General features: G+C 62.0%; 2 protein-coding genes and 1 pseudogene. All 3 read left to right on the forward strand.

Going from position 1 to position 2,921, the window contains the following annotated elements:
• A pseudogene (locus tag Q0072_RS12095) lies at positions 1 to 480 on the forward strand (DEAD/DEAH box helicase); the annotation flags it as partial.
• A gap of 139 nt (positions 481 to 619) precedes the next feature.
• Positions 620 to 2,551, forward strand: a complete 1,932-nt coding sequence (locus Q0072_RS12100; protein WP_298330400.1) for a M1 family metallopeptidase — start codon at positions 620 to 622, stop codon at positions 2,549 to 2,551.
• 63 nt (positions 2,552 to 2,614) lie between these two features.
• Positions 2,615 to 2,921 (forward strand): response regulator (locus Q0072_RS12105; RefSeq protein ID WP_298330403.1); only part of this gene is annotated, 307 nt, incomplete at its 3' end.

Raw genomic sequence — 2,921 nt, forward strand, 5'->3', positions numbered from 1 at the left:
AAGGACGCCTTCGGTAACCGTGCCGAGCGTCAGGCCCGCAATGAGCGTCCGGAACGCACCGAGCGTTACGACCCGATGGCCGCTGAGCGCGCGCCGGTCAAGGCCGCCCGCGACTTCCCGGCAGCCGAGCGCGCGTTTGGCGACAAGCCGCGTTTCGACGGGCCGCGCGGCGAAAAGCCCCGCTTTGACAAGCCGAAGGGCGACCGTCCGTTCAAGAAGCGCGATGATGCCCGTGGCGAAGCCCGCTCTTTTGACGACCGTCCGGCCCGTCCCGCGGCGGAACGCGGTAACGAGCGCCCCACGGGTGAACGCCCCACGGGTGAACGCCGCTTCGATGAGCGCAAGAAAAAGCCGTTTGGCAAGTCGGCCAGCGGCAAGCTGGGCGGTCGCAAGACCAACACCAAGCCGCGCGCCCACCACAATGAGCCGGTCAACCGCTCGGAAGGCGCGCAACTGAAGCGCCGTTCGCGCAACGGCTAAAATCAGCCCTGAGGGCGGGGAACCCGTCTCAACCGTGCTGAATTTTCCGCATTGTGAAGACGACACATTTCCGCTTTAACTGATCCATATGGTGCCCCCTGAAACCTTTTCAGGGGGTACTGTCTTATGGAGTTGCGATATGCGGACTAAGGGTTTCGTGCCGGACCGGCGCACGACAATCGGCCTGATGGCGGCCTTGATGGGCACGACGTTTCTGACGGCCTGTGAGCCGAAGGTCGAGCCGGCCTCGGACGATTCCGCGCCTCTGGCTCTGGTGCGCAGCGCTAAGGATGTCCACTCCTATGCCGAACCCAATGTCGCGCGTGTGCGCCACGTCGATCTCGACCTTACTGCCGATTTTCGCGCCAAGGTGCTGAAGGGCACCGCCGCCCTGACGCTTCAAACCGCGCCGACGGCCAAGCAGGTCATTCTGGACGTCAAGGCGCTCGATATCGAAGGCGTCACCGATGCCTCTGGCGAACCCCTGAAATACACGCTGGGCACGGCCCACCCCATCTTTGGCGCGCCGCTGACCATCGAACTGCCGCAGGGCGCGCAGAAGGTGGTCGTGAAGTACAAGACCACCGCCGACACGCAGGCCCTGCAATGGCTCGACCCATCGCAGACCGAAGGCAAAAAATATCCCTTCCTGCTGTCGCAGGGGCAGTCGATCCTGACCCGCACCTGGATTCCGACGCAGGATTCCCCGATGGTGCGCCAAACCTATAGCGCGATCATCCGTGTACCCACACCGCTCAAAGCCGTCATGAGCGCTGAAATGCTGACGCCTGATGGCGAGGCTGTGCCCGGCAACGGGACTTTGCGCGCCTTCCGCTTCAAGATGGATCAGGCCATACCGCCCTATCTGATCGCGCTGGCCATCGGCGATATCGACTTCCGCCCGACGGGCGACCGCACCGGCGTCTATGCCGAAAAGGCCACCATTGTCCGCGCCGCGAGCGAGCTGGAAGACCTCGAAAAGTTCGTCGCCGCCGCCGAAAAACTCTATGGCCCCTATCGCTGGGGTCGTTACGATGTTCTGATCCTGCCGCCCTCCTTCCCCTTCGGCGGTATGGAAAATCCGCGCCTGACCTTTGCCACGCCAACCATTCTGGCCGGGGACAAGTCGCTGGTGTCGCTGGTCGCGCACGAACTGGCGCATTCGTGGTCGGGCAACCTCGTCACCAATGCCACCTGGGACGATTTCTGGCTCAATGAAGGCTTCACCGTCTATTTTGAAAACCGCATCATGGAGGAGATGTACGGTAAGGACCGCGCCCTCATGCTGCAAAGCCTGGGCTACAGCAGCCTTCAGGAGACGCTGGCCAGCATCAAGGAACCGGGCCTGACGCAGTTGCATACGGACCTCAAAGGCCGCGACCCGGACGATGGCTTCTCGGACATTCCCTATGAGAAGGGTGCCGCCTTCCTGCGCCTGCTGGAACAGACCTATGGCCGCAAGAAGTTCGATGCGTGGCTCAAAGGCTATTTCACGCGCTATGCCTTCAAGAGCATGACCACGGCGGGCTTTGTCGAAGACCTGCGCGAAACTCTGATCAAGGGTGATCCGGGTGCGGAGGATCGCCTGAAACTGAATGAGTGGCTCTATAAACCCGGCCTGCCGTCCAACGCCGTCAAGCCGCAATCGGAAGCCTTTGCGCGCGTCGAGACGCAGGTCGAGGCCTTTACCAAGGGCACCCCGGCCAAGTCTCTGGTCACCGAGGGCTGGGTGACGCAGGAATGGCAGCATTTCATCGAGTCTCTGCCGGAGACACTGTCACTTGAGCAGATGAAGGACCTCGATACGGCCTTTGCCTTCACCAGCTCGCGCAATTCGGAAATCCTGTTTGCGTGGCTGAAACTGGCCATCGCCCATCATTATGAACCCGCCCTGCCGGCGCTGGAAACCTTCCTGACCTCGCAGGGCCGCCGCCGCTTCGTCAGCCCGCTCTATGCCGCCCTGATGGGGCAAAAGGGTTGGGGCGTGGATATGGCGAGGCGCGTCTATGCGAAGGCCCGGCCGCTCTATCATTCGGTGACGCGCGCCACGGTGGATGAAACCGTAAAGTAGAGCGATCCTTAAGGTTCTTGGGTTAGAGTGTACGGAGGTTTGGTTATCTTCCGTACACGTATCATGTCAGACTCTCCCGCTCGTACCGTCCTGATCGTTGATGACCATGAGGTCAACCGTCGTCTGGCGTCGCTGTTTTTACAGCCGCTCGGCTGGCGCGCCGTCATGGCCATTAACGGGGCGCAGGCACTGGACATCGCCGCGGTGCAGCGCTTCGATGTGATCCTGATGGACATGATCATGCCGGGCATGGACGGGCTTCAGACCACAGCGGCCCTGCGTCAATCCGACGGGCCCAATCGCGAGACACCGGTGATCGCCGTGACGGGCATGGATGATCAGCGCGCGCAATGGCAGGCCTTAGGGGTGA

Origin of the sequence: Asticcacaulis sp. (assembly GCF_027484505.1) — a bacterium.
Lineage (GTDB): Bacteria > Pseudomonadota > Alphaproteobacteria > Caulobacterales > Caulobacteraceae > Asticcacaulis.

What these genes read in the sequence shown, in the direction of transcription:
- Q0072_RS12100 (WP_298330400.1), top strand. Translation starts at nt 620, where the DNA reads ATGCGGACTAAGGGTTTCGTGCCGGACCGGCGCACGACAATCGGCCTG.